The 22,838-nt window shown below is 69.9% G+C and carries 21 protein-coding genes, 1 tRNA gene and 4 pseudogenes; 11 read left to right on the top strand and 15 right to left on the bottom strand.

Going from position 1 to position 22,838, the window contains the following annotated elements; all coding sequences use genetic code 11:
• Nucleotides 1-2 precede the first annotated feature (2 nt).
• Entirely contained in the window at nucleotides 3-1,346 is a 1,344-nt protein-coding gene (locus K1X59_RS04240) for an MFS transporter (RefSeq protein ID WP_202045560.1), read from the bottom strand.
• A gap of 80 nt (nucleotides 1,347-1,426) precedes the next feature.
• On the opposite strand from K1X59_RS04240, the gene K1X59_RS04235 reads away from it, so the two are divergent.
• Nucleotides 1,427-2,356, top strand: a complete 930-nt coding sequence (locus K1X59_RS04235) for a LysR family transcriptional regulator (RefSeq protein WP_183151922.1) — start codon at nucleotides 1,427-1,429, stop codon at nucleotides 2,354-2,356.
• Here the strand turns inward: K1X59_RS04235 and K1X59_RS04230 are convergent.
• Both K1X59_RS04230 and K1X59_RS04225 read right to left on the bottom strand, forming a co-directional pair.
• Nucleotides 2,353-3,027: a haloacid dehalogenase type II gene (locus K1X59_RS04230; RefSeq protein ID WP_183151921.1), complete on the bottom strand. Its 675-nt coding sequence runs from the start codon at nucleotides 3,025-3,027 to the stop codon at nucleotides 2,353-2,355. The genes K1X59_RS04235 and K1X59_RS04230 overlap by 4 nt on opposite strands.
• Before the next feature lie 54 nt (nucleotides 3,028-3,081).
• Nucleotides 3,082-3,170: transfer RNA gene (locus tag K1X59_RS04225), tRNA-Ser, on the bottom strand.
• Between the two features lie 158 nt (nucleotides 3,171-3,328).
• Here K1X59_RS04225 and K1X59_RS20780 point away from each other — a divergent pair.
• The 4 genes and pseudogenes from K1X59_RS20780 (at nucleotide 3,329) to K1X59_RS22300 (ending at nucleotide 6,669) form a co-directional block, all read left to right on the top strand.
• Nucleotides 3,329-3,688, top strand: a complete 360-nt coding sequence (locus K1X59_RS20780) for a hypothetical protein (RefSeq protein ID WP_258567068.1) — start codon at nucleotides 3,329-3,331, stop codon at nucleotides 3,686-3,688.
• A complete protein-coding gene (locus tag K1X59_RS20775; protein WP_258567067.1) occupies nucleotides 3,658-4,038 on the top strand; it encodes a potassium channel family protein in 381 nt (126 codons plus the stop codon). The genes K1X59_RS20780 and K1X59_RS20775 overlap by 31 nt, the downstream gene beginning before the upstream one ends.
• A 35-nt stretch (nucleotides 4,039-4,073) precedes the next feature.
• Nucleotides 4,074-5,289, top strand: a pseudogene (locus K1X59_RS22315) (family 78 glycoside hydrolase catalytic domain); the annotation flags it as partial.
• Nucleotides 5,290-5,343: 54 nt separating this feature from the next.
• Entirely contained in the window at nucleotides 5,344-6,669 is a 1,326-nt protein-coding gene (locus tag K1X59_RS22300) for an alpha-L-rhamnosidase C-terminal domain-containing protein (protein ID WP_309491668.1), read from the top strand.
• A gap of 24 nt (nucleotides 6,670-6,693) precedes the next feature.
• Here K1X59_RS22300 and K1X59_RS04210 read toward each other — a convergent pair whose 3' ends face one another.
• Nucleotides 6,694-7,701, bottom strand: a complete 1,008-nt coding sequence (locus tag K1X59_RS04210) for a LacI family DNA-binding transcriptional regulator (RefSeq protein WP_220173966.1) — start codon at nucleotides 7,699-7,701, stop codon at nucleotides 6,694-6,696.
• A 211-nt stretch (nucleotides 7,702-7,912) separates the two neighbouring features.
• Here K1X59_RS04210 and K1X59_RS04205 point away from each other — a divergent pair, with 211 nt between their 5' ends.
• Both K1X59_RS04205 and rhaI read left to right on the top strand, forming a co-directional pair.
• Nucleotides 7,913-8,293 carry an L-rhamnose mutarotase gene (locus K1X59_RS04205; RefSeq protein WP_183151919.1) on the top strand — a complete coding sequence of 127 codons (381 nt, stop codon included), beginning with the start codon at nucleotides 7,913-7,915 and terminating at the stop codon, nucleotides 8,291-8,293.
• Nucleotides 8,290-9,456 (top strand): L-rhamnose isomerase, encoded by a 1,167-nt coding sequence (gene rhaI / locus K1X59_RS04200; protein ID WP_220173965.1) that lies wholly within the window; start codon nucleotides 8,290-8,292, stop codon nucleotides 9,454-9,456. Before K1X59_RS04205 ends, rhaI begins: the two co-directional genes overlap by 4 nt.
• Before the next feature lie 39 nt (nucleotides 9,457-9,495).
• Here the strand turns inward: rhaI and K1X59_RS04195 are convergent, their stop codons facing one another.
• From K1X59_RS04195 to K1X59_RS04175, 5 genes and pseudogenes are all read right to left on the bottom strand, one after another.
• On the bottom strand, nucleotides 9,496-10,896 hold the full coding sequence (locus K1X59_RS04195) for a xylulokinase (RefSeq protein WP_220173964.1): 1,401 nt from the start codon (nucleotides 10,894-10,896) through the stop codon (nucleotides 9,496-9,498).
• Nucleotides 10,897-10,969: 73 nt separating this feature from the next.
• Nucleotides 10,970-11,983, bottom strand: a complete 1,014-nt coding sequence (locus K1X59_RS04190) for a substrate-binding domain-containing protein (RefSeq protein WP_183152753.1) — start codon at nucleotides 11,981-11,983, stop codon at nucleotides 10,970-10,972.
• 110 nt (nucleotides 11,984-12,093) lie between these two features.
• Complete coding sequence (locus K1X59_RS04185; protein ID WP_202045555.1) at nucleotides 12,094-13,101, bottom strand: ABC transporter permease; 1,008 nt, start codon at nucleotides 13,099-13,101, stop codon at nucleotides 12,094-12,096.
• Nucleotides 13,098-14,687, bottom strand: a complete 1,590-nt coding sequence (locus K1X59_RS04180) for a sugar ABC transporter ATP-binding protein (RefSeq protein WP_220173963.1) — start codon at nucleotides 14,685-14,687, stop codon at nucleotides 13,098-13,100. The genes K1X59_RS04185 and K1X59_RS04180 overlap by 4 nt, the downstream gene beginning before the upstream one ends.
• Nucleotides 14,684-15,729 (bottom strand): annotated as a pseudogene (locus tag K1X59_RS04175) (NAD(P)-dependent alcohol dehydrogenase). Before K1X59_RS04175 ends, K1X59_RS04180 begins: the two are co-directional and overlap by 4 nt.
• Before the next feature lie 143 nt (nucleotides 15,730-15,872).
• Here K1X59_RS04175 and K1X59_RS04170 point away from each other — a divergent pair.
• Complete coding sequence (locus K1X59_RS04170) at nucleotides 15,873-16,805, top strand: sugar-binding transcriptional regulator (RefSeq protein ID WP_220173962.1); 933 nt, start codon at nucleotides 15,873-15,875, stop codon at nucleotides 16,803-16,805.
• A 21-nt stretch (nucleotides 16,806-16,826) separates the two neighbouring features.
• Here the strand turns inward: K1X59_RS04170 and K1X59_RS04165 are convergent, their stop codons facing one another.
• The 4 genes and pseudogenes from K1X59_RS04165 to K1X59_RS04150 form a co-directional block, all read right to left on the bottom strand.
• The gene (locus K1X59_RS04165; RefSeq protein ID WP_220173961.1) at nucleotides 16,827-17,204 is read right to left on the bottom strand and encodes an FGGY-family carbohydrate kinase; all 378 of its coding nucleotides are present in this window, start codon (nucleotides 17,202-17,204) and stop codon (nucleotides 16,827-16,829) included.
• The gene (locus K1X59_RS04160; protein ID WP_220173960.1) at nucleotides 17,201-18,274 is read right to left on the bottom strand and encodes a hypothetical protein; all 1,074 of its coding nucleotides are present in this window, start codon (nucleotides 18,272-18,274) and stop codon (nucleotides 17,201-17,203) included. The genes K1X59_RS04165 and K1X59_RS04160 overlap by 4 nt, the downstream gene beginning before the upstream one ends.
• A gap of 27 nt (nucleotides 18,275-18,301) precedes the next feature.
• Nucleotides 18,302-19,087, bottom strand: coding sequence for an SDR family NAD(P)-dependent oxidoreductase (locus K1X59_RS04155; protein WP_183151917.1), 786 nt, complete (start codon nucleotides 19,085-19,087; stop codon nucleotides 18,302-18,304).
• A gap of 71 nt (nucleotides 19,088-19,158) precedes the next feature.
• Nucleotides 19,159-19,886 (bottom strand): annotated as a pseudogene (locus K1X59_RS04150) (SDR family oxidoreductase).
• 154 nt (nucleotides 19,887-20,040) lie between these two features.
• Here K1X59_RS04150 and K1X59_RS22295 point away from each other — a divergent pair.
• From K1X59_RS22295 to K1X59_RS22755, 3 genes and pseudogenes are all read left to right on the top strand, one after another.
• Entirely contained in the window at nucleotides 20,041-21,090 is a 1,050-nt protein-coding gene (locus K1X59_RS22295) for a nucleoside/nucleotide kinase family protein (RefSeq protein ID WP_309491622.1), read from the top strand.
• Complete coding sequence (locus K1X59_RS20765; RefSeq protein ID WP_258567066.1) at nucleotides 21,032-21,421, top strand: hypothetical protein; 390 nt, start codon at nucleotides 21,032-21,034, stop codon at nucleotides 21,419-21,421. The genes K1X59_RS22295 and K1X59_RS20765 overlap by 59 nt, the downstream gene beginning before the upstream one ends.
• A gap of 173 nt (nucleotides 21,422-21,594) precedes the next feature.
• Nucleotides 21,595-22,002 (top strand): annotated as a pseudogene (locus K1X59_RS22755) (mannitol dehydrogenase family protein); the annotation flags it as partial.
• A gap of 135 nt (nucleotides 22,003-22,137) precedes the next feature.
• Here the strand turns inward: K1X59_RS22755 and K1X59_RS22750 are convergent.
• Nucleotides 22,138-22,449, bottom strand: a complete 312-nt coding sequence (locus K1X59_RS22750) for a substrate-binding domain-containing protein (RefSeq protein ID WP_220173959.1) — start codon at nucleotides 22,447-22,449, stop codon at nucleotides 22,138-22,140.
• Complete coding sequence (locus K1X59_RS22745) at nucleotides 22,353-22,772, bottom strand: substrate-binding domain-containing protein (protein WP_220173958.1); 420 nt, start codon at nucleotides 22,770-22,772, stop codon at nucleotides 22,353-22,355. The genes K1X59_RS22750 and K1X59_RS22745 overlap by 97 nt, the downstream gene beginning before the upstream one ends.
• Nucleotides 22,773-22,838 lie beyond the last annotated feature (66 nt).

The following is a 22,838-nucleotide window of genomic DNA, read 5'->3' as shown; positions in this document are numbered from 1 at the left end:
GCTCAGCCACGGGAGATGTCGATGCCTTTGGTCTCCTTCAGCGTGGGCAGAAGGATCCCGAGGGCGAGCACGGCGACGGCGATCACGTAGAAGGCCGGCGAGATGAGGATGCCGGTGCCGGCGACCAGCGCCGCGGCGATGAGCGGGCCCGGTCCTGCGAGGACGGCGTAGGCGACGTTGTATCCGATCGCCGAACCGGTGGCGCGGATCGACGCGGGGAAGACCTCGACGAGCAGGACGTTGTTCACGACTGCCGTGCACGCCACGAAGAGGGCGAACGGGACCATCGCGATGCCGGCGAGCCACGGGTTCCCCGTGCTCATCAGCCAGAACGCGGGGACGCTCCACACGACCAGACCGATGAGCCCGGTGAAGAGCACCGGACGCCGCCCGATGCGGTCGACGACGACGCCGACGAGAGGGTTGAACGCCACATAGATCGCCATCACGATTCCGCACACCACGAGCGCGTCGACGCGGGGCATCCCCACCGGTCCGGAGAGGAAGTTGTTCATGTACGTGATGAGGTAGTAGAGGCTCACCCCGAAGACACCGGAGAACGCGAGCGTCATCACGAAGGCCTTGACCTTCGCCGATGCGGCGGTGTGCTCGATCGTGTTCGCCGCGCGCTTGCGCTCGACCTCCTCGAACACCGGGGTGTCGACGAGCTTCCGGCGGATGTAGATCGCGATCACGGCCATGAGCAGCGAGCCGATGAACGGGATGCGCCAGCCCCACGTGTTGAGGGCGTCTTCCGGGATCGCGACCGTGAGGGTCGCCGCGGTGACGGTGCCGACGAGGAACGCGAGCCCGGCCGTGCCGGTGACGACGCTCGCGTAGATGGCGCGCTTCTTCGTCGGCGCGCTCTCCCCGATGTAGGCGGCGGCGCTGGTCCACTCGCTCCCGGCGAACCCGCCCTGCAGCAGCCGCAGGACGACGATGATGATCGGGGCCGCGATGCCGATCGTCTCGAAAGACGGGGTCAGTCCGATCAGGGTGGTGACGATGCCCATGCCGAGGACGGTGATGATCAGCACGCTCCGCCTGCCGAGCTTGTCACCGAGCGGGCCGAGGATGAGAGCGCCGAAGGGCCGGGAGATGAACCCGACCGCGAAGACCGCGAGCGCCGAGAGCATCTCCGCGGTCGCGTTCCCCGAGGGGAAGAACTGGGCGCCGATGATGGCGGCGAAATAGCCGTAGATGGCGAAGTCGAACCACTCCATGAAGTTGCCGATGCCGACGGCCGTCATGCGGCGGGTGCGGTCGGAACGGGTCAGTGCGGTCGTCGCGGTGATCGGATGCTCGGCAGCAGCCGAGGCTGACCTGTCGGTGGCGGTGTCGTCCATGGCGTGATCTCCCTTGGTCACATGAAGTCTCATCCCCCAATCTGCGGTGCATATCGACAACAGTCAAACCGATGTTTATCATGGGCAGTATCAACAGGATCGATTTACACCAGGTGGATCTCAACCTGCTCGTCGTGTTCCAGGCCCTCATGCAGGAGGGCAGCGTCACCCGAGCGGGCTACAAGCTGAGCCTTTCGCAGAGCGCCGTGAGCGCTGCGCTCGGCCGACTCAGGAAGCTCTTCGACGACCCGCTGTTCGAGCGGTCCCGCTCGGGGATGACCCCGACGCCGAAGGCTCTTTCCCTGTCGTTGAGCATCGGTCCGAGCCTGAGCACGATCGCTGCGGTCATCCTCGACGACGTCGAGTTCGAGCCGTGGCAGAGCGCACGCACGTTCCACCTCGCGATGTCGGACGACATCGAGATGCTGTTCGGACCCTGGGTCGCGCGACAGAAGCTCGACCACAACTGGAGCGTGAACTTCGCCATCCACCAGACGAATAGTCATCTGTGGCGGGAGACGCTCGACGACCCGCTCATCGATGTCGTGCTCACCACGACCCCCGCGCACATGGCCGCCGACTTCCGGGCCGAGCCGATGTTCTCCGGCGACTACCGCTGTGTGCACAACCCGCGGCTGCTGAACCTCTCGAACCCGCTCACGACCCGCGAGTACATCGAGACGCGTCACCTTCGCGTGTCCTACGACCTGCAACGCGGCTGGGTCGACGAGGTGCTCGCCGCCATGGGCCACCAGCGGAACACCCTGTGCACGATCAGTCACTTCAGCGGCATCGGACCGATCCTCCTCGACCTTCCCGTCATCGCGACCATCCCCGAGCACGTCGCTGTGCGCGTGGGCGAGATGTTCGACCTCCGCGTGTCGCCCGTTCCCCTGCAGATGCCCCGGTTCACGATCTCGGCGCTCTGGCGCACGGAGGTCGACGGCCTCATCGAGAACCAGTGGATCCGCCAGCTGTGCAACACGTTCGTGCAGGTGCAGGGACTCTAGGCCAGGGCGTCGTCCAGTCGCTGAAGCCCGTCGAAGCGGCCGTCGAACTCGTCGGCCGGGGTCGGGGCATCGCCCACGGGGCGTCGCACGTAGGCGGTGCGCATGCCCACTGCCTGCGCCCCTCGCAGATCCCACGCGTGGGCCGCGACCATGAGCACGCGCGTCGGATCGCCGCCTGCCGCCTCCACGGCGAGGGCGTACACCTCGGGAGCAGGCTTGTAGGCACGGGCAGCGTCGGCCGACAGGGCTCGATGCCACGACAGCCCGGTATGCGCGCTCAGCCCGCGCAGGGTCTCGGGCGCCGCGTTCGACAGTCCGAAGACGGAGAACCGGTCCGCGAGACGCGCGACACCCTCGACCGCGTCGTCCCACGGCGACAGACGCTGGGACGCGGTGGCGAGCCGCTGGATGACCGCCGGATCGTCGACACCGGCGGTATCACCCACCCGCACGGCGGCTTCGTGATCGAGTGTCACGGTGTCGACGTATTCGCGCTCCCCCCGAGCGATGCGTCGCTGCTCACGTTCGACGTGCCCGCGCCAGACGCCGAGCAATTCGTCGGAGTCATGCCCCGGCCCCACGGCGTCGACGATCGACGTACGGATTCCTCGCGGTTCGTCGACGAGAGTGCCGAGCACGTCGAAGACGACCGTCGTGATGTCGCGGATCATGATTCGAGTCTGCCGTGGACGGCGACCGGAGGGGTCTTCTGGAAGAAGAAAGTGCGGAGACGAGGGGATTTGAACCCCTGGTCCCCGTGAGGGGACTCCACCTTAGCAGGGTGGTGCACTCGGCCGGACTATGCGACGTCTCCAGGCATCCGACCCGAAAGCACGGATGCACCAGGCAATCATAACGGGTATGTGGAGCGGACACGAACCGCGTCCCGCCCCGCCTCCCGAACACTCCCTCGCAGGCTGGGATACTGACCGCAGATCGCGGCGCTCGACCCACCGATGCGAAGGAGACGCCATGACCGGAATGCCGTCGATGCACGACAGGGTGGAGGCGAGCCCCTCCGAGCGACTGTGGAGCAGGCGCGCCATCGGGTACGCGATCGTGCTCGCCCTGCTGATCGCCTCGTACGGTCTGTGCGCCCTGCAACCGAGCACGGATCCGAGCCCCTGGGCCTTCCTCTTCATGCTGGCGACGGTCGCGGTGGTCTTCTACGTCACCGGAGCGAGCCGTCTCGCTCAGCGCGTGTCGTGGGTGGTCCTCTCCGTCGCTGGCGCGGCGGCGATCGTGGCGGCGGCGCTCGGAGCCGACGGTCCTCTGCTGGCCATCCGCTGTCGGCGGCGTCGATGGTCGCGCTGCTCGTCGCGCCCTGGGTGATCATCGCGCACCAGGTCACGCGGCGCGGACTCGACCTCGAGGCGCTGCTCGCCGCGATCACGGCGTACATCCTGGTCGGCATGTTCTTCGCGTTCGTCTACAACCTGATGTCGCAGATCTCGCCGACCCCGCTGTTCGGTGACGACAGCCCCGAGTCGCTGGGCAACCAGCTCTTCTTCTCCTTCACCGCGCTCACGACGACCGGGTACGGCAACCTCGTGCCGGCGGGCGCCGGAGGCCAGGCCGTCGCGGTGGCCGAGGGCATCACGGGTCAGCTGTTCCTCATCACCGCCGTCGCCCGCATCATGCGCGGCGCGAGCGCGAGACGTAGTACCCCGCCGGTCGCCTGAGCGGGCACGGTGAGACGTCGGTCGGATCCGGGAGGATGAGGGGCATGACGACCGTCTCCGCGCCGCGCATCGAACACCACCGCGAGCCGCTGGGCATCGGCGAAGCCCGACCGCGCATGAGCTGGACGCTCGACGATGCCCCGGAGGGGTGGCAGCAGCGCGCGTACGCGATCACCCTCACTCGCGCCGCGGGAGGCGAGACCGTCGAGGTGGTGTCCTCCGAGCAGGTGCTGGTGCCTTGGCCGAGCCGCGCACTCGATTCGCGCGAGCGTGTCGGCGTACGCGTCGCGGTGCAGGGCATCGACGGCACGTGGTCGGCGTCGAGTCCGCCGACCTGGCTGGAGACGGGACTGCTCCACCCGGCGGACTGGTCGGCCGGGCCGATCGGACTCGACCTCGACGAAGACCCCGAGAGCGACGCCCGTCGAGCCACTCTGGTGCGCTCGACCTTCCGCATCGACGGTCCCATCGCCCATGCACGGCTCTACGCCACGGCACACGGGCTCTACGACGCCGAGATCAACGGGATGCGCGTCGGCTCCGACACCCTCTCCCCCGGATGGACGGTGTATCGCGAACGCCTGCGGTACTACACCTACGACGTGACGACGCTGCTCGGCGAGGGCGACAACGCGATCGGCGCCTGGCTCGGCGACGGCTGGTATCGCGGTCGACTGGGGTGGCGCGGCGGACACCGCAACATCTTCGGTTCCGACCTCTCGTTCCTCGGACAGCTGGAGATCACGTACGCCGACGGACGACGTGAGACGGTCGCCACAGACGACACCTGGCGGGCCACGCTCTCCCCATCCTCCGTTCCGGCATCTACGACGGCGAGGACTACGACGCACGGCAGGAGCTGCCCGGCTGGTCGACCGCGGCGTTCGACGACACCGCCTGGCTGCCGGTCTCGGTCCGCGATCGCGATCCGCACACCCTCGTCGCCCCGACCGGACCGCCGGTGCGGGTGACGGAAGAGATCACGCCGGTCGCCGTGCTCACCTCGCCCCATGGCGCGCGCATCCTCGACTTCGGACAGAACCTCGTCGGCCGCGTCCGCATCCGCGTCACCGGGCAGCGCGGCACGACGGTCACGCTGCGCACGGCCGAAGTCCTCCAGGAGGGCGAGCTGTACACGCGCCCCTGCGCAGCGCCCGCTCCAGCGATGCCTACACGCTCGCCGGTCACCCCGACGGCGAGGAATGGGAGCCGCGGTTCACCTTCCACGGTTTCCGCTACGCCGAAGTCGCCGGCTGGCCAGGTGACCTCGATGCGGATGTCGCAGCGGGTGCCCTCACCGCGCGCGTGCTGCACACCGACCTCGAGCGCACGGGGTGGTTCGCGTGCTCCGACCCGCTCGTCGAACAGCTGCACCGCAACGTCGTCTGGGGGATGCGCGGCAACTTCGTCGACATCCCCACGGACTGCCCGCAGCGGGACGAGCGCGTCGGCTGGACGGGCGACATCCAGGTCTTCGGCCCCACGGCGTCGACCCTGTTCGACGTCTCGGGGATGCTCTCCGGCTGGCTCAGAGACGTCGAGGCCGAGCAGCTTCCCGACGGCACCGTGCCGTGGTTCGTCCCGGTGATCCCGTCGCACAAGGTCTGGTCGCCGATCCGTCCCGGTGCGGCATGGGGCGACGTGGCGACGCTGCTGCCCTGGACCCTGTACCAGCGCTTCGGCGACGAGGGCGTCCTGGCGGCGCAGTTCGACAGCGCGCGCCGCTGGGTCGACCGCATCGACGCCGCCGCGGGTCCCGATCGGCTGTGGGACGAGGGCTTCCAGCTCGGCGACTGGCTCGATCCCGCCGCGCCCCCGCAGGACCCGGCCGATGCCCGCACCGATCGCTACCTCGTGGCCACGGCGTACTTCGCGCGCTCCGCCCGCGTCGTCGCCGACATGGCCGTCGCGCTCGGCCGCGAGGCCGACGCCGAGCGCTACGGCATCCTGGCCGCCGAGGTGGCGGCCGCCTTCCGTGCCGCCCATGTGAACCCCGACGGCACGATGTCTTCGGACGCCCAGACCGCGTACGCGCTCGCGATCGTGTTCGACCTCCTCGCCGACGAGGCGCAGCGCGCGGCGGCGGGCGCGCGTCTCGCCGACCTCGTGCACGCCGCGGGCAACCGCATCGCGACCGGATTCGTCGGCACTCCCCTCGTCTGCGATGCCCTCACCCTGACGGGCCACACCGCTGCCGCCTACGCGCTGCTGCAGGAGCAGGGCTGTCCATCGTGGCTCTACCAGGTGGTCCAGGGCGCGACCACGATCTGGGAGCGCTGGGATGCGCTGCTTCCCGACGGGAGCGTCAATCCCGGCACCATGACCTCGTTCAACCACTACGCACTCGGTGCGGTCGCCGACTGGATGCACCGCCGGGTCGCCGGGCTCGCCCCCGCGGCCCCGGGATACAGGCGCATCCGGTTCGCCCCACGTCCTGGAGGGGGACTCACCCACGCCGCGGCGGTGCAGCTCACCCCCTACGGGGAAGCCTCGATCTCCTGGCGCATCGAGCAGGACGCACTCCTCGTCGATCTCGTCGTCCCGGTCGGCACGACCGCAGAGCTCGACATCCCCGGTCTCGAGACCGAAGAACTCGGACACGGCGCGCACTCCCGAGCGGTGCGCGTCTGACGACCGCGGCCACGCGACCGCGGGTCACCCCGTCGTGGACCGCCGCACGACGAGTTCGGGACGGAAGCGCACGCGGCGCTCGTAGTCGCCATCCGGGTCGCTGATCGTCCGCAGCAGCAGTTCGACGGCGGTTCGACCGATCAGCTGCGCCGGCTGCCGGACCGAGGTCAACGGGACGACGGTGGCCGTGGCGAAGTCGATGTCGTCGTAGCCGACGAGGGCGATGTCGTCCGGCACCCGCACCGTGCGGAGCATCGTCAGCGCCTGCAGCAATCCCACCGCGAGCAGGTCGTTCGCGGCGAAGACCGCATCGGGGCGCTCGGCGTCGACACGAGCGGCGATCTCCTCGCCGGCCGCCCGGCCGTGCAGCACCGTGAGCGCCGGCATCCCGATCACCTCGAGCGTCGCATCCGGCTCCTCGGCGACCGCACGCCGAGCGCCGCATAGTCGGTTGGCGACCTGCGCGATCGACGAGGGTCCACCGAGGAAGGCGATGCGACGTCGCCCCTGCTGCAGCAGATGCCGTGTGGCGAGGAAGCCGCCCTCGACATCGTCGACCGACACCGAGCAGAAGGCCGATCCAGGAACCTCGTGGTCGACGAGCACGACCGGGATGCCCGCGGCCTGCATGCGCGACAGCTTCTCGACGTCGCCGGATACCGGGGTGATGAGCACGCCGTTCACCCGCTGCTCGCGGAACAGGTCGAGATAGTTGTCCTCCCTCGACGGGTCCTCGTCGCTGTTGCCGAGCAGTACCGCGAGCGAGTCCTCATCCGCACGCGCCTCGGCGCCACGGGCCACATCGGCGAAGAAGGGGTTGCCGGCGTCGGGCACGACCAACCCGATGCTGCGACTGCGCCCCGCGCGCAGCTGGCGCGCCGCGTCGTTGCGCACGAATCCGAGCTCCGCGATGACCGCCTGCACCCGCGCGACGGTCGCCGGCGCGACCTTGTCCGGGTGGTTCAGCACGTTCGACACCGTGCCGACAGCCACTCCCGCGGCCGCTGCGACGTCGCGCACACTCACTGCCACTGCTGCTCCTCGTCGCTGTCGACGGCACGATCCCGCCGGCCGGATGCGGATCTCGGCGTGTGCGTCACGGTCGCATCCGCCTTCCCCCGCTGCGGTTCGACAGTAGCCCATGCCCGACCGGCGGCCCCGCTTGACGCGTCGAGGACCGTCGGCTTACGATGGGCGTTGAAACGATTCATAAATATCCCGTCACGATCGGCAGAGGAGCCCCATGACGCGCATCGGCTTCCGCCTCCACGTGCGGCCCGAGCTGCTCGACGAATACCTCGCGAGACACGCGCCCGTGTGGCCGGAGATGCTCGCCGAGATCGCCAGAGCAGGACGCCGGAACTACACGCTGTTCCTCGACGAGGGCGGAACGCTCATCGGCTACTACGAGACCGATGACGACGCAGCCGCCCAGGCATACCTCGCCGCCTCACCCGTCGCCGCCCGCTGGGAGGCCGAGATGAGTCGCTTCTTCGTCGGCCTCGACGGGCGCCCCGACCAGGCGGCCACGGCCCTCACCGAGGTGTTCCACCTGGAAGACCAGCTCGCCGCCGCCGGCATGACACCGACCCCCGCAACCGACAACGAAAGCAGCGCATCGTGAGCATCCTCTCGCCCGACACCCTGGCCGCCCTCGAGCAGCAGGCCATCGAACTCCCCAGCTGGGCGTTCGGCAACTCCGGCACCCGCTTCAAGGTGTTCGGCACTCCCGGCACCCCGCGCGATCCGTACGAGAAGATCGCCGACGCCGCGCAGGTCAACGCGTACACGGCGCTCGCTCCCTCGGTGGCCCTGCACATCCCGTGGGACCTCGTCGACTCGTACGACGATCTGCGCGCGCACGCCGAAGACCTCGGGGTCACGCTCGGCACCATCAACTCCAACACGTTCCAGGACGACGACTACAAGTTCGGCGCCCTCACGCACGAAGACGCCGCCATCCGCCAGAAGGCGATCGATCACCATCTCGCCTGCATCGACGTGATGGACGCGACGGGCAGCCGCGACCTGAAGATCTGGCTCGCCGAGGGCTCGAACTATCCTGGCCAGGCCGATCTGCGCGGTCGCCAGGACCGACTGCAGGAGTCGCTCCAGAAGATCTACGCGCGCCTCGGCGACGACCAGCGCCTCGTGCTCGAATACAAGTTCTTCGAGCCCGCGTTCTATCACACCGACGTCCCCGACTGGGGCACCTCGTACGCCCAGGTGAGCTCTCTCGGAGACAAGGCGATGGTCTGCCTCGACACGGGCCACCACGCGCCCGGCACGAACATCGAGTTCATCGTCATGCAGCTGCTGCGCCTCGGCAAGCTCGGTTCGTTCGACTTCAACTCGCGCTTCTACGCCGACGACGACCTGATCGTGGGCGCCGCCGACCCGTTCCAGCTGTTCCGCATCCTCTTCGAGGTCATCCGCGGCGGCGGTCTGAACAACCCCGACGTGGCGTTCATGCTCGATCAGTGCCACAACGTCGAGGACAAGATCCCCGGCCAGATCCGCTCGGTGCTGAACGTGCAGGAGATGACCGCCCGCGCGCTGCTCGTCGACCGCGACGCCCTCACCGCCGCACAGAAGTCCGGCGACGTCCTCGCCGCGAACGCGGTCTTCATGGACGCCTTCTACACCGATGTCCGCCCTGCCCTCGCCGAATGGCGGGAGAGCCGCGGCCTCGCCGCCGACCCGATGGCCGCGTACGCCGCGTCCGGCTACCAGCAGAAGATCGCCGCCGAGCGCGTCGGCGGAGTGCAGGCGGGCTGGGGCGCCTGACGGCTTCCGCTCCTCGCCGTCCGTACGCCGCCCGTGCCCTCAGGCCCGGGCGGCGTACTGCTGGCGGATGAGCGGACGGTGGTCCGCCGCGAAGGAGCGTGCGTCCTCGTCGGTCCACGACGGACGCTCGCCGGTCAGCGCCCACGCGGCCTGCACGGCCGCGCCGCGTGCGACAGCTTCGTCGATGCCCGGCACCACGATAGGCACGTCGAACACCTGAGTGGCGATCTGCGATACCGCCGGGTTGCGCGCGGCACCGCCGATGAGCAGGATGCGTCCGGCGGGCACTCCGCAGCGACGGATCGCATCGAGGCCGTCGGCGAGCCCGCACAGGAGTCCCTCGATCGCGGCGCGGGCGAGCGTCTCGCGTCGCGTGGAAGACAGCGACATGCCGAAGAGCGTCGCCGTGGCATCCGGGCGGTTGGGCGTGCGCTCCCCCTCGAAGTAGGGCTGCAGGACGAGCCCGTCCGCGCCGGGCGCGCAGTCCAACGCCAAGCGGGCGAGCTCGCCGTGATCGACCCCGAGGAGGCCGGCGATCGCATCGAGCACCCTCGCCGCGTTCAGCGTCGCGACGAGCGGCAGGTAGTTGCCGCTGCCGTCGGCGAAACCCGCCACCACGCCGCGGGGATCGCTGATCGGGAGGTCGGAGACCGCGAACACCGTCCCACTCGTGCCGATCGAGATGACCGCGTCACCGGGACGCGCTCCGAGTCCGAGGGCACCGCCGGCGTTGTCGCCGAGACCGGCGCCGACGACCGCACCGCCGAGAGTGACCCCCATCCGGTCGGCGGGGCCGAGCACGCGCGGGAGGGCGGGGACTCGACCGAGTGCGCGTTCGAGCAGCCCCAGGTCGTATTCGCCCGCCGCGGCACTCCAGTACGCCGTGCCGCTCGCATCGGAGCGATCGGTGGCGAGGGCGTCGAGATCGGGACCGAGCTCGCTCGCACGCGCGGGACCGTAGCCTCGGAGCCGCCAGGAGAGCCAGTCGTGCGGGAGGGCGACCGCGGCGACCCTCGCGGCGTTCTCCGGCTCCTGGTCGCGCAGCCAACGCAGCTTCGCGGCGGTGAACGAGGCCACCGGGACGACCCCGACTCGGCGCGCGTACTCCTCGGCGCCCACCTCCGCCGCGAGCGCCGCAGCCGCATCAGCGCTGCGGACGTCGTTCCACAGGAGAGCGTCGCGGACGACGTCGCCCTGGGCGTCGAGCGCGACGAGTCCGTGCTGCTGCGCCGCGACCGAGATGGCGGACACGTCGTCCAGGCCCCCGGCGTCCGCGATCGCCGCCTGGAGAGCCGACCACCACGCCTCAGGGTCGACCTCGGTTCCGGACGGATGCGAGGCGCGACCGTTGCGCACGACCTCCCCGGTGGCGAGGTCGTGCACGCTCACCTTGCAGCTCTGCGTGGACGAGTCGACGCCCGCGACATAGGTCGGCGGCATCCGGTTCTCCCTTCGTCTGCGACGCCTCGAGCCACGAGGGCGCCGGAGCACCCTCGTGGCTCGAGGTCAGCCGTCACTCAGTCTGGCCGGTGAGACCTTCGTAAGCGATGTTTCCGCTCTTGAGGTTCTTGTTGGTCATCTCGCTGAGGTTCTTCAGGAACGCGTCGCGCTCGGTGACGACGTGACCGATCGCCTCGTCGACGTTGTCCTTCGTGATCGCGGGCATCAGGTAGACCGGGTTCTCCTTGACGTCCTCGCCACGCACCACGGCGGCGGCGTAGGCGACGCCGGCCGACAACTCGACCGTTCCGTTCTGCAGCGACGTGCCGATGAAGTCACCGTTCTTGACGGCCTCGAGTCCGTCGGCGATGCCGTCGATGCCGACGATCGGCACATCCGTCATGCCGGCTTCCTTGAGGGCCTGCAGGGCGCCGAGGCCCATGTCGTCGTTCTGCGCGATGACGCCGTCGATGTCGTCGCCGAAGGCCGAGATCCAGTTGCTGACCTTGTTGACGGCCTCGTCGCGCTTCCAGTTCGCGGTGTCCTTCGCGAGGACCTTCACGTCGGGGTTCTCGGCGAGCACGTTGTCGATGCCCTTGCCGCGGTTGATCTCTCCCGAGCCGCCGAGCGGGCCCTGCAGGATGATGACGTTGCCCTTGCCGTCGAGGGCGTCCATCATCATCTGCGCCTCCTGCTCACCGGCGGCGACGTCATCCGGCTGCACCGAGCCTGTGAGGTCATCGCTGTTGAGCGAGGCGTTCACGTCGAAGAAGGGGATGTCCGCGGCCTTCGCGGCGGCGATCTGCGGCTGCAGCGAGTCGGCCTGCACGGGGATGACGACGATCGCGTCGACGCCGGCCGTGACGTACTGGTCGACCTGGCTCGCCTGCGTGTTGACGTCGAGACCCGCGGAGTTCCACAGGATCTCGATGTTGTTCTCCTCGGCGTAGCGCTCGATGCCTTCCTTGCCCTCGGTGACGAACGACGACATGTCGTACACGCTCACACCGATGGTGATGCGCTCCTGACCGCTGTCGTCTCCGCCGGCGTTCGCGTTCGGGTCGCCGGCGCCGCAGCCGGCGAGCATCAGCGCGGCGACCGAGCTGACGGCGAAAGCAGCGACGATGCGGCTCTTCTTGGTGAACATGGGATTCCTCTCGTTGGGTGGTGCGGTGAAGCAGAGTTCTTCGAAGGTCGTCAGCGACTTCGGCGACGGGTCGCCCACACGTCGACGGCGACCGCCGCGACGATGAGCACGCCCTTGATGACCTTCTGCCAGTAGGCGGGGACGGTCAGGATGTCGAGACCGTTGTTCAGCGTCTGGATGAGCAGCAGGCCCAGGGCTGTGCCCCAGATCGAGCCTCGCCCGCCGAGCAGGCTTGCCCCGCCGATGACGACGGCCGCGATCGCGTCGAGCTCGTATCCCACGCCGAGGTTCGGCGCGCCGAGCGTGACGCGGCTGGCGAGCATGACGCCCGAGATGCCCGCGAGCATGCCCGAGATCGCGTACACGCTGAAGATCGTCCGCCCGACGTTGATGCCGGCAATCCCTGCCGCGATGGGGTTGCCGCCGATCGCATAGACGCGCATGCCCCAGGTCGTGCGCCGCATGATGATCGCGAGCCCCAGGATGCCGACGATCATGAGGATGACCGGGAGCGTGAGTCCACCGAACTGCGCGTTGGCGATGCGGGAGAAGTCGGCGGGCAGCCCCGTGATGGGGGCGCCGTTGCCCGCGACGTAGGCGACGCCGGACGCGAGCGTCAGCATTCCGAGGGTCGCGATGAACGGTGGCACCTTGATCACCGACACCACGAATCCGTTGATCGCGCCGGCGACGAATCCGACCACGACTCCGGCCACGATCGCGAGCCAGATCTGGTCGGGGAACGCCTTGGCGGTGAGGCTGCCGAACACGGCCGCAGCGGCGATCACGCTGCCGACCGAGAGATCGATGCCGCCGGTGAGGATCACCAGGGTCTGCCCGAGCGCGATCAGGGCGAACGGCGCCGCCGCGACCAGGATCGTCTGCAGATTATCGACGGTGCCGAATCGCGCGCTCCGGTAGAGGAAGAACGCGATGATGAGCACCATCACGATCACCATGGCGTAGCGGATCGCGAGGTCGCCGAACCAGGTCGGGCTGAAGCGCTTCGTGCCGGACTCCGGCACGAAGGTCTGCGAGGCAGTGCGGGTGTCGGTCATTGGTCGTCCTTTGCGGAGGATGCGGCGCCCGAGGGCGCGTCGGAGATGTCGAGGCCGCTCGCGAGGCGGAAAATGCGGTCCTGCACGTCGGCGTGGGCCAGTGCCGTGCGGTCGAGCTCCGCCACCACGCCGCCGCCCTTGAGCACGAGAGCACGGTGCGAGAGCGCCAGGATCTCCGGCATGTCGCTGGAAGCCATGACCACGGCCATGCCGGAGGCGGCGAGGTCGGTGATGATGCGGTAGATCTCGCTGCGGGCGCCGATGTCGACGCCACGGGTCGGCTCGTCCAGCAGCAGCACCTTGACCTCGCCGGTGAGCCAGCGGGCGAGCACGACCTTCTGCTGGTTGCCGCCGGAGAGCGTCTCCATGAGCTGTCCGAGTCCGCGGCTGCGCAGGCGCACCGAGCTCATGACCTCCGACACGGCGTCGACGCGGCTGCGCCCCTTGAGCCACCCGGCCACGGAGAACTGCCCCATGCGCGGCAGGGTCGCGTTCGCGAGGATGTCCATGCTGAGCACGGCGCCTGCGCCCTTGCGGTCTTCGGGGACGAGGGCCATGCCCGCGGTGATCGCGTCGGCGGGGCGGCCGCGTCGCACCCGCGTGCCTCCGACGGTGATCTCGCCCGCGGACGAGGCGCGCACGCCGAACAGCGCCTCGATGAGCTCCGTCCGCCCGGCCCCGACGAGACCGGCGAGACCGACGATCTCGCCGCGGCGGACCTGAAGGTCGACCGGCTCCGGTGCGGCCGCGTACTCGAGACCTCGAACCGAGAGGGCCACCTCGTCGGCTGCCGGAGCCAGGTCGGGGAACAGGTCCTCGAGCTCTCGGCCGATCATGGCGGTCACGATGTCGTCGTCGGTGAGCGACGAGAGCGGCTCGTCGGCCACGAGCCCTCCGTCTCGCAGCACCACGACGCGGTCGGCGATCGCGCGGATCTCCTCCATCTTGTGCGTGGTGAAGAGGATCGCGACGCCACGGTCGCGGAGCATCCGCATGCTCTCGATGAGCCGGGCGACCTCGCGTTCGGCGATCGCGCTCGTCGGCTCGTCCAACAGCAGCACGCGGGCGCCGGTACTGGTGGCCTTGACGATCTCCACGATCTGGCGGAGCCCGACGGGCAGCGAGCCCATACGCGCGCTCGGGTCGATGTCGACGCCGAACTCGGCGAGCATCTCCTTCGCCTCCCTCGCCATGCGACGGCGGTCGACGAGACCGAGGCGTCCGCGCAGCTCCCGTCCGACGAAGATGTTCTCGTACACCGTGGTGTCGAGGATCGACGCGAGCTCCTGCGGGACGATCGCGATGCCGTGCTGATGGGCGTCACGCGACGATCCGGCGGACAGCTCCTCGCCGCGCACCAGGACCGTGCCGCTGTCGGCCTTCATCTGCCCGGAGGCGATCTTCATCAGGGTCGACTTGCCGGCACCGTTCTCTCCGGCGAGCGCCGTCACGGTGCCCGGTTCGAGGTGGAGCCCCACGCCCTTGAGCACGGGGACTCCACCGAAGGCCTTGCGGATGTCGACGCACGCCAGCATGTCGGGCTGCTCGTCGAGGGTGATGCTGCCCGTCCGCCCGAGGTCGGTCATGATTCCCTCGCGTACTCGCGGTCTGGACGCACGATGCTCTTCAGCGTCGACGGGTGCGACGCCGAGTCGAGAGCCTCTCGGACCTCGCGGATCCCGAACGACCCGGTGACGAGCGCGTCGAGGTCGACGGCCCCCGACGCGACCAGCTGGATCGCGGTCGGCCAGGTGTTCGCGTACCGGAAGATGCCGGTGACCACGAGTTCGCGGTTCTGGATCGTGGAGACGGGGAGCGCGATCTCGTCTGCGCCCATGCCGACCAGGACAGCGACGCCGCCCGGCTTCAGGGCGGAGATGCCCTGCTTCACGGCGACGGGAGAGCCTGAGGCGTCGATGAAGGCGTCGTAGCCGGTGCCGAGCGGGCCGGACGCCGGGTCGACCGCCTCGGTCGCGCCGAAGCGGAGGGCGACTTCGCGGCGCTCGGCCATCGGGTCGCTGATGACGATCGCGGCGGCGCCGAAGGCCCGCGCGGTCTGCGCCGTGACGATGCCGATCGGCCCTGCTCCGGTGATGAGCACGCGGCTGCCGGGGCGTACGCCCGCCTTCTGGATCGCGGCGATCGCGACCGAGAGGGGCTCCATGAGGGCTGCTGCGTCGTCGCTCACCGCGTCGGGCACCGTGTACGCGAAGTCGTTCGAGATCGCGACGTACTCGGCGAAGGCGCCGTCGATCGGCGGGGTGGCGTAGAACTCGATACGCGGGCACAGGTTGTACCGGCCGCTGCGGCAGAACTCGCACACCCGGCACGGACGCTGCGGCTCGATCGACACGCGCTCCCCCACGCGGGAGTCGTCGACGTCGTCGCCGACCGCGACGATCACTCCCCCGACTCGTGCCCGAGCACGAGGGGCTCCTCCACCACGAAGTCGCCGATGCGCCCCTCGTGGAAGTAATGGACATCCGAGCCGCAGATGCCGACCGCGTTCACCCGGACGATCACCTGGTCGGGGAGCGGGACCGGCACGGGGCGGGTCTCGACCGTGAGCTCGCCGGCTCGCACCAGCACGCTCGCACGCATGGTCGTCGGCAGTTCAGTGCGCTTCATCGGGCTCCTCAGGGTGCAGTCGTGATTGCTCGACCGACATTAGTCATGCATGACGAATGAGACAAATGGCCGCTCAGATGAGCGCGAACGAGAAATCAGGGCTATGCTGAACGGACCTGACGGACGCGAGACGAAGAGGCGACATGGGACCCGATGAACTGGTGCGGATCTCGCACGTCGCACGACGGCACTACCTCGACGGCCGAACGAAGATCGAGATCGCCGATGAGCTCGGCGTCTCCCGCTTCAAGATCGCCCGCATGCTCGAGGATGCGCTCGGCCAGGGACTCGTGAAGATCACGATCGAGGCCCCCGACTCGCTCGACCTCGACCTGTCGATGCAGCTGCGCGCACGATTCGGCCTGACCCGTGCCCTCGCCGTGATCACCCCCGGCACCACACCCGAACTCATCCAGGATCGGCTGGGGCGCGCCGCCGCAGACCTCCTCAGCGAGATCGTGACGGACGGCGATGTGCTGGGCCTCACCGCCGGCCGCACGCTGACCGCGATGGCCGGGCACCTGCACTCCCTCGCCACCTGCGAGGTGGTGCAGCTCGCCGGCGTCGCGGCCCCCACGCCCGAGAACGGCGTCGAGGTGATCCGGCAGGTGAGCAGGATCTCCGGCGGCCGCTCGCGGGCGATCTTCGCGCCCCTCCTCGTCGAGACGGCCGCCACCGCATCGGCACTGCGGCGCGAGCCCGGCATCCTGGAGACGTTCCGACGGTTCGACTCGGTGACCAAGGCGGTCGTCGCGATCGGCTCCTGGAGTCCACCCGACTCGCAGCTCTACGACAACGCCGGGCGCGCTGGTGCGCTCGACGAGCTGCTGGCCGCCGGCGTGAAGGCGGAGATCTGCGCCACGCTCATCGACGAGAACGGCGCCGTGGTCGGCTCGGTGGCCGAACGTGCCCTCGCGGTGTCGACGGAGCAGCTGCGGGGGATCCCCGAGGTCATCGCGGTCGCCGGAGGACCCTCGAAGACCGGAGCGGTCGCCGCCGCACTGCGCTCCGGGATCATCGACTCCCTCGTCACGGACGCGGCGCTCGCGCGGCGGCTGCTCGAGACCACCGGCTGAGGCGGAGCTCGCCTCGAAGGCTCAGCGCCGGTTCGGCTCGTAGGGGCGCAGCTCGGTCGACGCGCGCACGATGCGCCGCAGGTCGCTGAGACCGCCGTGCGCCGCGCCGTACGCACGCGCCTGGACCAGGATGTTGCCCATCGACGTGGCCTCCGAGGGTCCCGCCATCACGGAGCGCCCCGAACGGTCGGCGACGGCCTGCGCCAGGATGGGCGACTCGGACCCACCACCCACGAGATGGATCACCCGCACGTCGACGCCGGAGAGCGCCGCGGCCTCGTCGACCTGACGCGCCACGAAGGCGCCGAGGCTCTCGAGCACGAGCCGCACCACGGAGGGGCGATCATCGGGCATGCGACCGCCCGCCTCGGCGACCAGTTCGGCGATGCGAGCCGTCATCTGCCCAGGACGCAGCAGTCGCGGATCCCCGTGTCGACCAGGATCCCCGTGGCGGGGGCGGCCTCGGCACGGGCCAGCAGCTCGCGACGCGCGGCGGTGCTGCGTGCGCCCCATCCGTCCAGCCCCCATTCGCGCATGCACTCGTTCACGATCCACAGCCCCGCGGCGATGCGCAGGAACCGCACGGTGCCGTCGAGTCCGAGCTCGTTGGTGAAGCCCGCCTCGCGCGCACGGTCGCTCGTGATGATCCGGTCGACCTCCACCCCGGTGAGGATCCAGGTGCCGCACGACACGAACGCGAAGTTCTCGTCGCGCGCGGGGACCGCGACCACGGCGCTGGCGGTGTCGTGCGAAGCGACCGTCGTGATGTCGGTCGCGTCGCCCGGCGCGAGGATCCCCGCGGTCACGCGGCCCGTGACCGTGCCCGGCAGCACCGTCTCGGGGAAGATCCGCGAGGGAAGCCCCAGCACGGCCGTCCGGCGATGGTCCCAGCCGCGCCCGTAGGGCAGAGCGAGGCCGGTGCTCGACACGTTCGTGGCCTCGGCGACCTCCGCAGCGCCGAGCCAGTGCGCGAGCAGATCGGGCATCAGCAGCATCCGCCGCACGGTGTCGAGCCGCCCCGCGTCGAGATCCGCCATGAGCTGGTAGATCGTCATGATCGGCAGCGCCGTGACGCCCGTCTCGCGGAAGGCCTGATCCCCGGGCAGGAGGGCCTCCACGGCCGGGAAGCTGCGATCGGTCCGGGCGTCGCGCTGGTGGAACGGCGCGTCCAGCAGACCGTCGTAGGCGAGCAGGCCGTAGTCGCCCGACCAGGCATCGACGCCGACGCTGGCGAACTCCGGTCCCTCCGCGCGCAGCGCCCTGAGCCCGGCCACCGCGTCACGGAACAGGCGCTGGGCATCCCACCGCAGTCCGAGCTCATCCGTGAACGCGCGATTGCGGAATCGGTGCACGCCATCGATCCGCAGCCGCCCTCGGTCGACGGACGCACTCACCACGCGTCCACTGGATCCGCCGAGGTCGACGGCGGCAGCTCGGAAGGTCGCCGAGCCGAGGGGCAGTTCGGGCATGCCTCTCAGCCTATGGTCCGCCGAGGATCAGACGCTGGTATATCCGCCGTCGATGAGGATGCTCTGCCCGACGACGTAACTCGATCGCTCGCTCGCGAGGTAGACGAGGAGGTCGCCGAGCTCTTCCGGCTCCCCCATTCGACCGGCCGGGATGCGTCGAACCCAGTCCTCCGCCATCTCGGGGTTCTCGGCCACGAAGTCCCTCGTCATGTCGCTGGCGAAGTACCCCGGTGCGATCGCGTTGACGCGGATGCCGTGCGGCCACCACTCGATAGCCGCGCTCTTGGTGAACATCGACACGGCAGCCTTGGAGGTGTTGTACGCCGCCTGGGTCTGCGGGATGTTCACGGCGAAGGCCGACATCGAGGAGACGTTGACGAGGCTCGCCGGGTTGCCGCGCGCGGCGCCGATGTGCCGCCGTGCGAACTCCCGGCTCGTGACGAACGTGCCGGTCACGTTCACGTCGAGCACGCGCCGCCAGTCGTCGGGCGCGGTGTCGATCAGCGGCGTCCCGAGCGTGATGCCCGCGCTGTTGACGAGCACGTCGGCGACGCCGAGGCCCTCCGCGACGGCGTCGAACGCGGCGGCGACGGACTGCTCGTCGGTGACGTCGACGGTGACGCCGATGCAGCGGCGCCCCGAGGCGGACTGGAGGGCGGTGGCAGCGTCGCCGACGGCGTCGAGGCGATCCAGGAGGGCGACATCGGCGCCCGCGGCGGCGAGCGCCTCCGCCATGGCGTAGCCGAGGCCCCGCGCGCCGCCCGTGACGACGGCGACACGGTTCAGGAGAGGTTCAATGGTGTTTCCAGACATGAGCAGAGCCTAGCCGCTGCGCTCATTGCAGAATACTGCACGCTCAGATGAGCATGGCCGACACGATCCGCCTAGCGGCTCGTGTATCCGCCGTCGATCGGGAGCGAGACCCCGGAGATCATCCCCGCACCGTCGCCGAGCAGGAACACGATCGGCGCGGCGATGTCGTCCTCGGTCGCCCACCGGTGCAGGGGCATCGCGTCGAGGAAGGGCCCCTCGATGTCGGGACGCCCCCAGTACCACGCCGACATCGGGGTCATCACGACCGTGGGGTTCACGCTGTTGACCCGGATGCCGTACCCGCCGAGCTCGAGCGCCGAGACGCGGGTGATGTTGTCGAGAGCGGCCTTCGACGAGCCGTACGAGATGTGCCCGGCCAGACCGACGAGGCTCGCCTGGCTCGACACGTTGACGATGGCGCCGCCGCGGCCGACGCGGATCATCTCCCGCGACGCGTACTTGGTCACCAGCAGAGAGCCACGGGCGTTGATGCTCATGACCCTGTCGAACACGGCGATATCGGTGTCCATCGGGGTCGCGATCTCACCGCCCCAGCCGCCGCAGTTGACGACGCCGTAGAGATCGCGGCCCTCGATCGCCGCCCGGATCTGGTCCTCGTCCTCGAGGTCGAACACCACGGGGTCGCGCCGGTCTCGCTCACGATCGCCGCCACGCTCTCCGCGGTACGCCCCGCAGCCAGCACGTCGGCGCCCGCCGTGACGAGGTGGCGGACGGTGGCGCCTCCGATGCCGCCGCCGGCGCCGGTGACGAGGATCGTGCGGCCGTGGAATTCAGTCATGGGTCATCTCCTGAGCGAGAGGTGTTCGGGGTCCGCCACGGGGGTCGCAGAAACCTTGACACCGGTGACATGCACAGCGTAGCGTGCTCGAAGTCGCGCACCCAGCGATCCCTCGATCCGATGTCCGCATCACCGGAAGGAAGACCACGAAGCCGTGCTCCCCACCCCGCCCTCGTCGATGCCGGAAGACGGCATGACCATCGCCGCGCTCGCCGAACGCGCGCGCGAGCTCGCGGCCGACGGGCGGCGTCGCATCCTCGGCATCGCGGGAACCCCGGGAGCCGGGAAGTCGACCGTGACCGCCGCGCTCCTCGAGGCCCTCGGCGATCGCGCGGTCGTGGTCGGCATGGACGGCTTCCACCTCTCGAACGCCGAACTGCGGCGCCTGGGGCGGCGCGAACGCAAAGGCGCCCCCGACACGTTCGACGTCGACGGCTACGTCGCCCTGCTCACGCGCCTCTCCACACAGACGGAGGGGACGATCCACGCTCCCGTCTTCGATCGGGAGCTCGAGGAGTCGATCGGCTCCGCCGTCGCCGTCCGCGCCGACACCCCCCTCGTGATCACCGAGGGGAACTACCTGCTGCTCGCCGACCACGGCTGGCACGAGGTGCGGGATCTGATCGACGAGGTCTGGTACATCGACGTCGACGCGGAGACGCGCCGCCGGCGTCTGGTGACACGGCGCCTCGGCCACGGGCATCCGCTCGCCGAGGCGACCGCGTGGGTGGACCACGTCGACGAGCCGAACGCGCGCCTCGTCGACGCGACGCGCGAGCGCGCCGACCTCATCGTCCGCATCGCCGAGGAGCCGGCCGCGACCACCCTCGGCGCGCACGGCCTCGACGATCTCCCCGCCGCGGTCGCGCGCCCCTCCTACGACCCCGACGACGTGGGCTGCGGCATCGTGCACATCGGCGTCGGCAACTTCCATCGCGCCCACCAGGCGATGTTCGTCGACCGCCTCCTCGACGCTGGCGAGCGCGAATGGGGCATCTGCGGCGTCGGGCTGCTCCCCCACGACGCCGCCATGCGCGATGCGCTCAGCGCCCAGGACGGTCTGTACACGCTCGTCACCGCAGCCACGGACGGGACCGAATCGGCTCGCGTCATCGGATCCCTCACGAGGTACCTGTACGCACCGGATGACCCCGACGCCGTGCTGTCGGCCCTGTGCGACCCCGGACGCGCATCGTCTCGCTGACGATCACCGAGGGGGATACGGCATCGACGAGACCACGGGAGCCTTCTCGCCGGAGGACGCCGCCACCCGCGCCGACCTCGACGACGCGACGCAGGGAAGGCTGCAGGCACCTCGCAGCGCGGTCGGCTACCTCGTGGCTGCTCTCCTCCGGCGTCGTGAGGCGGGTGTCGCGCCGTTCACCGTCATGTCATGCGACAACATCCAGGGCAACGGCCACACGGCGCGGACCGCCGTCTCGGGCTTCGCGGATCGCATCGATCCGGCTCTGGGCGCCTGGATCCGCAGCACCGTCGCCTTCCCGAACTCGATGGTCGACCGGATCACCCCGTGACGACCGACGAGACACGCGCCATCGTGGCGGAGCGGTTCGGCATCGCCGACCGGTGGCCCGTGCGTTCCGAGGCCTTCGTGCAGTGGGTGCTCGAAGACGACTTCCCGCTCGGTCGTCCGCCGTTCGAGACCGTCGGGGTGCAGCTCGTCGACGACGTCGAACCGTACGAGCTGATGAAGCTGCGGCTGCTCAACGCGTCGCACCAGGCGATGAGCTATCTCGGGATCCTCGCGGGCGCCACGATGGTGCACGAGGTGTGCTCCGACCCCCTCTTCGTCCGATTCCTGCGCGGCTACATGCACCACGAGGCGATCCCCACGCTCCGCCCGGTACCGGGCATCGATCTCGACGACTACTGCGAGCAGCTCCTCCAGCGCTTCGGCAGCACCGCGGTGCGCGACACCCTGGCCCGTCAGGTCGTCGACGGAGCCGACCGCATCCAGACGTTCCTGCTCCCTGTGGTGCGCGAACAGCTGGCGGCGGGAGGGCCCATCGAGCGCGCCACGCTCGTGCTCGCGGCCTGGAGCGTCTTCCTCGAGCGCGCGGGGGACGGCGGGATGCCGGTGCCCGTGACCGATCGACGTTTCGAGGGACTCCGCGCCGCGATCGTGGCCGAGGCCGTGACGCCGGGGGCGTTCCTCGACCACTCCCCGTGTTCGGCACCCTCGGAGCGGACGACCGGCTCCGCAGCGCGTTCATCGCGGCGCGGGCGTCCCTCATCGCGGACGGGGCGCGCGCGAGCATCGCCGCCGTGGGGTGACCGACCCTCGCGGCGAGGGGCGGATCAGGCCGAGCACCCCGCCGCACGATTCCCGCTCCACCAGGTCCACATCGATGACGGTCAGCGTCGGGGCGTCGAGCTCCTGATCGCCGAGGCGCGCGAAGATCCGTTCTGCGGCGAGGGTTCCGAGCCGGTGAGGATCCTGATCGATCACGGTGATCGACGGGGTGAGGACGTCGGCCATCGGGAAGTCGCCGAACCCCACGAGGGCCAGCGGGTCTCCCCGCAGCGCCGCCGCGAGCGCCATCGAACACCGCGCATTCGCCGAGAAGATCGCCGTCGGGGGTCTGCGAGGGCGCGCAGGTCCGCGACGGCCGTCCGCGCCGCCTCACGATCCGACACCTGCGACCGCACCAGCAGCGCATCGGGTTCGATGCCGGCGTCACGCAGTCCGCTGCGCCACCCCTCGAGCCGGTTCGCCTCGGTCGACAGATGCACGGCGTCCCCGACGTAGGCGATGCGCGTATGACCGTGCGAGACCAGGTGCTGCACCGCCGCGTGCGCCCCGCGCTCATCGGCCTCGATGAACGTGTCGGCCTCGAGGCCGACGGGGGCGCGGTCGACGAACACGATGGGGTGTGCTCCCGCCAGCGGTCGAGCCAGGAGTGGTCGACGCCGACAGGCGCGACGACCAGG

The organism is Microbacterium sp. Se5.02b (assembly GCF_019464375.1).
Classification (GTDB): Bacteria; Actinomycetota; Actinomycetes; order Actinomycetales; family Microbacteriaceae; genus Microbacterium.
The sequence above is the reverse complement of the archived record's forward strand: the minus strand, read 5'-3'. Positions and strand labels throughout refer to the sequence as shown.

Excerpts from the sequence above, each read along its gene's own strand:
- K1X59_RS04240 (WP_202045560.1), bottom strand. The coding sequence starts at position 1,346 with ATGGACGACACCGCCACCGACAGGTCAGCCTCGGCTGCTGCCGAGCAT.
- K1X59_RS04235 (WP_183151922.1), top strand. The coding sequence starts at position 1,427 with ATGGGCAGTATCAACAGGATCGATTTACACCAGGTGGATCTCAACCTG.
- K1X59_RS04230 (WP_183151921.1), bottom strand. The coding sequence starts at position 3,027 with ATGATCCGCGACATCACGACGGTCGTCTTCGACGTGCTCGGCACTCTC.
- K1X59_RS20780 (WP_258567068.1), top strand. The coding sequence starts at position 3,329 with ATGACCGGAATGCCGTCGATGCACGACAGGGTGGAGGCGAGCCCCTCC.
- K1X59_RS20775 (WP_258567067.1), top strand. The coding sequence starts at position 3,658 with ATGGTCGCGCTGCTCGTCGCGCCCTGGGTGATCATCGCGCACCAGGTC.
- K1X59_RS04205 (WP_183151919.1), top strand. The coding sequence starts at position 7,913 with ATGACGCGCATCGGCTTCCGCCTCCACGTGCGGCCCGAGCTGCTCGAC.
- K1X59_RS04195 (WP_220173964.1), bottom strand. The coding sequence starts at position 10,896 with ATGCCGCCGACCTATGTCGCGGGCGTCGACTCGTCCACGCAGAGCTGC.
- K1X59_RS04190 (WP_183152753.1), bottom strand. The coding sequence starts at position 11,983 with ATGCTCGCCGGCTGCGGCGCCGGCGACCCGAACGCGAACGCCGGCGGA.
- K1X59_RS04185 (WP_202045555.1), bottom strand. The coding sequence starts at position 13,101 with ATGACCGACACCCGCACTGCCTCGCAGACCTTCGTGCCGGAGTCCGGC.
- K1X59_RS04180 (WP_220173963.1), bottom strand. The coding sequence starts at position 14,687 with ATGACCGACCTCGGGCGGACGGGCAGCATCACCCTCGACGAGCAGCCC.
- K1X59_RS04170 (WP_220173962.1), top strand. The coding sequence starts at position 15,873 with ATGGGACCCGATGAACTGGTGCGGATCTCGCACGTCGCACGACGGCAC.
- K1X59_RS04165 (WP_220173961.1), bottom strand. The coding sequence starts at position 17,204 with ATGACGGCTCGCATCGCCGAACTGGTCGCCGAGGCGGGCGGTCGCATG.
- K1X59_RS04160 (WP_220173960.1), bottom strand. The coding sequence starts at position 18,274 with ATGCCCGAACTGCCCCTCGGCTCGGCGACCTTCCGAGCTGCCGCCGTC.
- K1X59_RS04155 (WP_183151917.1), bottom strand. The coding sequence starts at position 19,087 with ATGTCTGGAAACACCATTGAACCTCTCCTGAACCGTGTCGCCGTCGTC.
- K1X59_RS20765 (WP_258567066.1), top strand. The coding sequence starts at position 21,032 with ATGACCCCGACGCCGTGCTGTCGGCCCTGTGCGACCCCGGACGCGCAT.
- K1X59_RS22750 (WP_220173959.1), bottom strand. The coding sequence starts at position 22,449 with ATGGCGCTCGCGGCGGCGCTGCGGGGAGACCCGCTGGCCCTCGTGGGG.